The organism is Streptomyces sp. NPDC002573, from assembly GCF_042889625.1.
Classification (GTDB): Bacteria; Actinomycetota; Actinomycetes; order Streptomycetales; family Streptomycetaceae; genus Streptomyces; species Streptomyces gibsoniae.
Map to the genome: position 1 here is coordinate 1 of NZ_JBIARC010000175.1, position 5,665 is coordinate 5,665.

A 5,665-nucleotide genomic window follows, 5' to 3' on the forward strand; every position below is an offset into this window, starting at 1 on the left:
GGCTCACGCCTGCGCTGGCAGCGCATGGAGCGCTACGGCAGCCTGCAAACCCCAGCGGGCACTGAGCCGCCTCGCTTCGAGCCCACCCCGCAGGACCCCGGTTCCGCACAGCCGACACCGTACGACGGATATTCGTACTCGGCACCATACGACAGGCATTCGCAGCTCGACGGGCGCTGACCCCGCGTCCCGCGCGGCGTCCATGGCCTCGGCGAACTCCGGGTCACGGCTGCGCCGCTGGTAGATCGCGGCCTGGGTGACCCCGGCGGCGGCCGCGGCCGCGAAGACCGTGGTCTTGGGCTGGCTCAGCGCCTGCAGGAACCGGGTCACCCGTTCCGTGGTGAGGCGGGTCATCCCCGTGTACCCGTACGGCGCGGCCGCGGCGGAGACCGCGGCGCAGGGCTGCGCGAACGCAGGGTCATCGGCCCGCCATCCGCCCGCATGCCCGGACCCGAGGACCAGCTGCGCCCGGCTCGGGGCCACACCGAGGGCCAGGAGCCGCAGGTGCCCGCGCAGTCCGGGCGCGTTCGTCGGCCGCGTCGGGGTCCCTGCCTGCCAGGGCGATCGTCAGCCGGGTGTCAGTGCGCGCCCTGGCCCACACCGCAGACAGGTCGACGCCGAGGGCGGTGACCGCGGTGTCCAGGTCCGTGCCGGTTCGGAGCGCGGCCACGAGTCGTCTGGCTTGGCGGTCGGTGAGCGGGGCGGAGTCGGTCATACCCGCACCTTACGGGCGGCCGCAGACACGGCTGCGCCCCCAGGCTCCGGGTTCCCGGGGGGTGCAAGGGGTGAAGCGGCGACGGCCGGTCAGCCGGTGCCGTTGTAGAAGCCTCCCGGAATGGACAGCAGCGTGGATCACTGGCGTGACCACCTTCGCTACATGATCGTTGAGCAGGGACGTCACCGCTACGGAGAGGACCGTCCCATGAAGTTCAAAGTCATCCGCATGCTGCTGCCCGCCCTCTTGGCTGTAGGGGTGGTGCCGACGGCGGCAGTGGCACAGCCGGCCCCGACCTCGAGCGCCGCCAAGTCTCTCAGTCTGGGCAACAAGGACAACGGCCAATCGTTCACCGTCCAAAAAGGTGAAGCGATCATCGTCCATCTCACGGGGAGAAAGGACGGAGGCACTATCTGGAGCTGGACCGCCCCCACCGCGGCCAACGGCACCATCCTCCACCGCCAACACCTCGTGACCCTTCCGAACGGCGATGTCGACGCCCTGTTCCGCGCCGTGGCCGACGGAACCACCACACTGGGCTCCCAGTCCCGGTGCCGGGTCATCACTCCCGGTCATGTGTGCACCCGTATGTCAATCCTGTGGAAAGTCACTCTGAAGGTGCGGTGATAGCGCGGCCGCGGGGCGGGCGGGCTACCCCTGCCAGTCGCCGCGCTCGGCGTGCCGCTCCTCGCATCCCTCGCTGTGCTGGGCCACCTCGTGACTGCCCTCAGCGGCCACGGCGCACGGTGCGCAGCAGTGCCCGCATCCCGCCCGGACCATGCGCCTGCAGTCTGGCTTGTCGCACTTCTTCAGCTCCCACGCAAGACGCACTCTGATGTCGCTCCTCCCGCCCGCATGGGCCGCGGACTGCGAGCGCTGCTCCCGGTGCGGCCACGTGTACTCGCGTCCGGCCGCGCTGAACCCGCGGTGGTCGCCCAGGTGGTCGCGGCCGCGCGGTGGCAGCGGGCGATGCCGTGGTGCTCGGTCTGGAAGCGGTCGCCGCCCCGCCGTTCCGGGTCGCCGTCGGGCCCGATCCACAGCGGCTCGTGTGTGTCGGCGGCCTCGACGATGTGCTCGACGGGCGGCGCCTCCCACTGCTGGAGCGTCGGCGACGGTGGCAACCGCTGGCGACGCGGCAATTTCGCTGACGGGTCAGTGACCGCCGAAGAAGATCTCGCGTACTTCCCGCACCGCGTAGTAGACCAGGACGTAGCCTGCGCCGGGGTCGGCCCACCACCAGCCGACAGTGGCGTTCAGAGTGAGGCCGAGCAGGACGGCGGCGGCCAGCAGGCCATCGATCAGGGTGACCCGGCCCTCGGTCTGCAGGACAGGATTGTCCAGCGCCGCGCCGGTGCGGGCCTTGCCCGCCGCGAGAGCGAACATCACGGCGGCGGTGACTGCGGTCCAGGCGATCCCCAGGGGCGAGTGCCCAGGGTGGTAGGCGGTGGCCAGCACCAGGGTCGACTGCACCAGCAGGTAGAGGGCCAGGCCGGCGAAGGCGACACCGATCAGGCGCAGCGCCCGCCGCTGGCGCTCCTCGCCAGTGCCGGACAGCTCCCACAGCACCACGGTCGAGGCGCCGATCTCGATCAAGGAGTCCAGGCCGAACCCAGCCAGCGCGACCGACCGCGCGCTGACGGCGGCAATGGCCAGGATGACGATGCCGACCACGTTCCAGCCGAGTGTCGTGTACTCGAGGGTGAAGCCCCGGCGGAGCAAGGCAACGCGTGAGGTGTCATCGGATGCTGTCACCGGCGGATTCTCACACAGCGGATGGCGTACAGGGTCGTTCACATGCGTTCACGGGTGGCTGACTGACGGGGCAGACCAGTCCCGGAGTCTCACCTGAACGAGACGGAAACTGAGACGGTCGGCTAGCACCGTGCCGGCGGCTTCCGTGCTGGGACAGCAGGCTGCGGGGGCTCCTGGTACGTGGCACGGTGGAGGCCATCGAGGCTCCGCGGGCAGCGGCTTCTTAGCTGGGGCGCTGGGCGAACGGGCCCGCATACGCCCTGGTGAGGATGCACGTGGGCCCGTCGTCCGGGTGCGGGTTTGCTCTTCCGCCGGAGGGCCGGTCAGCTCAGCCGGTACCCGTTGTAGCCGTATCCGATCTTGACGCGGGAGGCCAGCGGGTGCGAGACGTTGCCCGTGCCTTCGTACAGCCACAGGTTGCCGCTGCTGTCGCGGGCGATCAGGTCGGAGTGGCCGTTGCCGGTCATGTCCCCGTTCATCACGTACGCGGTGTAGTGGAAGCCGTAGCCGATCTTCGCGCGGGACGCCAGCGGGGCCGACGGGTTGCCGGTGCCCTTGTACAGCCACAGGTTGCCGGAGGAGTCCTGGGCGAGCAGGTCGAGCTTGCCGTCGCCGGTGAAGTCACCCTTGCCGAAGACGTTGGCGCCGTACATGTTCCAGCCGTAGCCGAGCTTGACGCGCGAGCCGAAGTTGCCGTGGCCGGTGCCCGGGTAGAGCCAGAAGTTGCCGCTGGAGTCCACGGTCAGCAGGTCCTGGTAGCCGTCACCGGTAACGTCGCCGGGCACAAGCATGACCTTCATGCTGTTCCAGCCGGACCCGAGTTTGGTGACGTCGGTGTTGTCGGTGGACAGGTTGTAGTGCTGCCAGTACAGGGTGCCGTCGGTGGTGCGTACCAGCAAGTCGCCGTAGCCATCGCGGTCCAGGTCGGCCTGGCGCACCAGGTTGACCCCGCTCCAGTCGCCGAGCGACACCCGGGACCCGAAGGACTTGCCACGCGAGTCGTACTCGTAGCCCTGGCCGTTGGAGGCGACCGCGAACATGTCAGCGCGGCCGTCGCCGCTTAGGTCGATGTCATCGATGCGCGGTTCGGCCGCCCCGACGTACGTGCTCAGCTTGGTAAAAACGCTGTACGAGCCCTGGCTCACGCAGTCCTGCACGCCCCACGACACGACACCGACGACGCGCCCGCCAACGACCAGCGGGCCGCCGGAATCGCCGTTGCAGGTGGCGACCGTGCCGCTGTCGGAGCCGCTGGCCGACGCGCCGACACAGGTCATAGCGCCCGACACGAAGTCGCTGCCGTAGAAACCCGAGCACGTCGAATCGCCGTTCACCGGCACGGTGGCCTTGCGAAGGGTCTGCGAGATGTCCTGACTGGTGGAGCTGGTGCGCCCCCAGCCGTAGATCTGCGCCTGGGTGCCCGCCTTGTACGACGTGGTGTCGTCGGAGGTGGTGATGGGTAGCGGCTTGGCGCTGATCGGGTTGGGCAGCGTCAGCGCGGCGACGTCGTTGACGGCGGTGCCGTTCGAGGTGATCTGGAACGAAGGATCGTTCCACTGCCGCCACACGCCCGTCACCGTGCCGCCGTGGAGGTCGGTGGTGTTGGTCGACGAGTCGGTGGTCGGCAGCTGGTCGGTGCCGTAGACGATGGAGCCGTTGTTGTGCCAGTCGTAGCCCGAGACGCAGTGCGCGGCCGTGAGGATCTTCGTGGGCGACACGACGGTGCCACCGCAGAAGAAGCCGACGTCGTCACTGGTGTCGGTGGTCCCCTTGTCGTCGTAGTACCACAGCTGCACCATCCACGGGGCTGTGGAGATGCTGGTGGTCGTGCCACCGATGATCTGCGCGTCGGCAGTGCCGGAAGCTGACGGCTGCGGCTTCGGGCTGGTGGTGGTGCCGGACGGCGCGCCGGTGCTCGCGGCAGGCCGCAGGGTTGCGGGGGTATTGGCGGCCGGCGCGGTGAGCGCGCCGTGCACGCGGGCGGTGAGCTGCGACTTGCCGACGCTGCTGTGGCCCTTGACGCCGATGTCCGTCGGTAGTGGTGCCGCGTTGGCGGGCGCCATGATGAACGCACTGGCGCCGCCGAGGAGCAGCGTGGCGGCAGCGGCGGGTACGGCTATCCGGCCGCGGCGACGGTGTTTCCCGCCTCTGTGGGCAGAGGACACTCATGTCTCCTGTGATGAAGATGCTGGGGGGGTGGCATCGACCGAAGCGGCCGATCATACTTCGGGCTCGTTGATCTTCACCAGCCTCATACGCCACAGAAACCTTTTATTTTCTCGCCGTTGCCCTGCTTTTTCCAAAACATCGGCAACACCGCCGGCTACATCGTCTCTTGCTTGAACGGCCGCGAACGTTACGCTGCCGGACGGGGCCGGTTGCTGTGCTCCGCTGCTGTCCGGAGCCTTCTCCTCACTGCTGCAGCGAGGGCCGCGCCAACCGTGAAAAACATCCCTGCACCCACGCCTACGGCTGCTCGTATGCGCCTAGGAGCTGGGCCCGACAGCCTTGGTGATGTTCTGACACACGGTCTGTTGACGACTTCCCTGTGCCTGATTACTGGGATTCGCCGCGTGATGTCGCTCGCTTCGGCTTCCCGGGCTGCGGTGATGGCCCGGGCGCGATGGGCTCGATTCGAAGTCACACGTAGGCGCCGAGGCGTGGGAGCGCGAAGGCCGGGCGGCCAGGAGGAGGAGAGGTACGAGGGCGAGTTCGGCCAGGGCCACGGGTGGGAGGCCTTCAGCTGCCGCCGGGACGGTGGCGGCTAGGTGGCCAAGGGCGAGGAAAAGGAAGTCCCGGGACCAGGTTGCGGTGGACTGGTGGTGAGCACGGGCGAAGGCCCGGGCAGCGCCCCACAGGCATGCAACGACCCAGAACAGGGCGAGGGCAAAGGAGACATCGGTCATCCAGGTGGGACCGGGGCGGTCAGGCTCGCGCGGGAAAGCCAGAGCGATGACAGTAATCCCGACGAGCAGAACAAACAGCGGGATGGCCTCGACGATCAGGGCCGCGCGCTCAGTGTCCGACGCCTTCTCATGGGCGCGTAGGCCCGGCATGCTCTGCGTATGTATCCCTGCCGACCGGGCCGGGTGGTCGCCTGCAAGGATCGCGTCCCATGAAGTGGTGTAGCCGGGCGTGGTCCCGGAACGCGCGGGTGTCTGCCCGGGGCGTGCATCCGCTGACGGTGCGTGCTCCCTG

6 protein-coding genes are annotated in these 5,665 nt (G+C 68.8%); 3 read left to right on the forward strand and 3 right to left on the reverse strand.

All coding sequences use genetic code 11. From position 1 onward, the window contains the following. Positions 1–3 precede the first annotated feature (3 nt). A complete protein-coding gene (locus ACFYX0_RS46445) occupies positions 4–354 on the reverse strand; it encodes a hypothetical protein (protein WP_388981551.1) in 351 nt (116 codons plus the stop codon). A 481-nt stretch (positions 355–835) separates the two neighbouring features. On the opposite strand from ACFYX0_RS46445, the gene ACFYX0_RS46450 reads away from it, so the two are divergent. Then, positions 836–1,342 (forward strand): hypothetical protein, encoded by a 507-nt coding sequence (locus tag ACFYX0_RS46450; protein ID WP_388981553.1) that lies wholly within the window; start codon positions 836–838, stop codon positions 1,340–1,342. 329 nt (positions 1,343–1,671) lie between these two features. Further along, complete coding sequence (locus tag ACFYX0_RS46455; protein WP_388981555.1) at positions 1,672–1,863, forward strand: hypothetical protein; 192 nt, start codon at positions 1,672–1,674, stop codon at positions 1,861–1,863. A gap of 4 nt (positions 1,864–1,867) precedes the next feature. On the opposite strand, the gene ACFYX0_RS46460 is transcribed toward ACFYX0_RS46455, so the two are convergent. Together ACFYX0_RS46460 and ACFYX0_RS46465 are read right to left on the reverse strand one after the other, a co-directional pair. Then, the gene (locus ACFYX0_RS46460) at positions 1,868–2,467 is read right to left on the reverse strand and encodes a cation transporter (RefSeq protein WP_388981557.1); all 600 of its coding nucleotides are present in this window, start codon (positions 2,465–2,467) and stop codon (positions 1,868–1,870) included. 323 nt (positions 2,468–2,790) lie between these two features. Next, on the reverse strand, positions 2,791–4,632 hold the full coding sequence (locus ACFYX0_RS46465) for a trypsin-like serine protease (RefSeq protein ID WP_388981559.1): 1,842 nt from the start codon (positions 4,630–4,632) through the stop codon (positions 2,791–2,793). A gap of 603 nt (positions 4,633–5,235) precedes the next feature. On the opposite strand from ACFYX0_RS46465, the gene ACFYX0_RS46470 reads away from it, so the two are divergent. Beyond that, on the forward strand, positions 5,236–5,514 hold the full coding sequence (locus ACFYX0_RS46470) for a hypothetical protein (RefSeq protein WP_388981562.1): 279 nt from the start codon (positions 5,236–5,238) through the stop codon (positions 5,512–5,514). Positions 5,515–5,665: the final 151 nt, after the last annotated feature.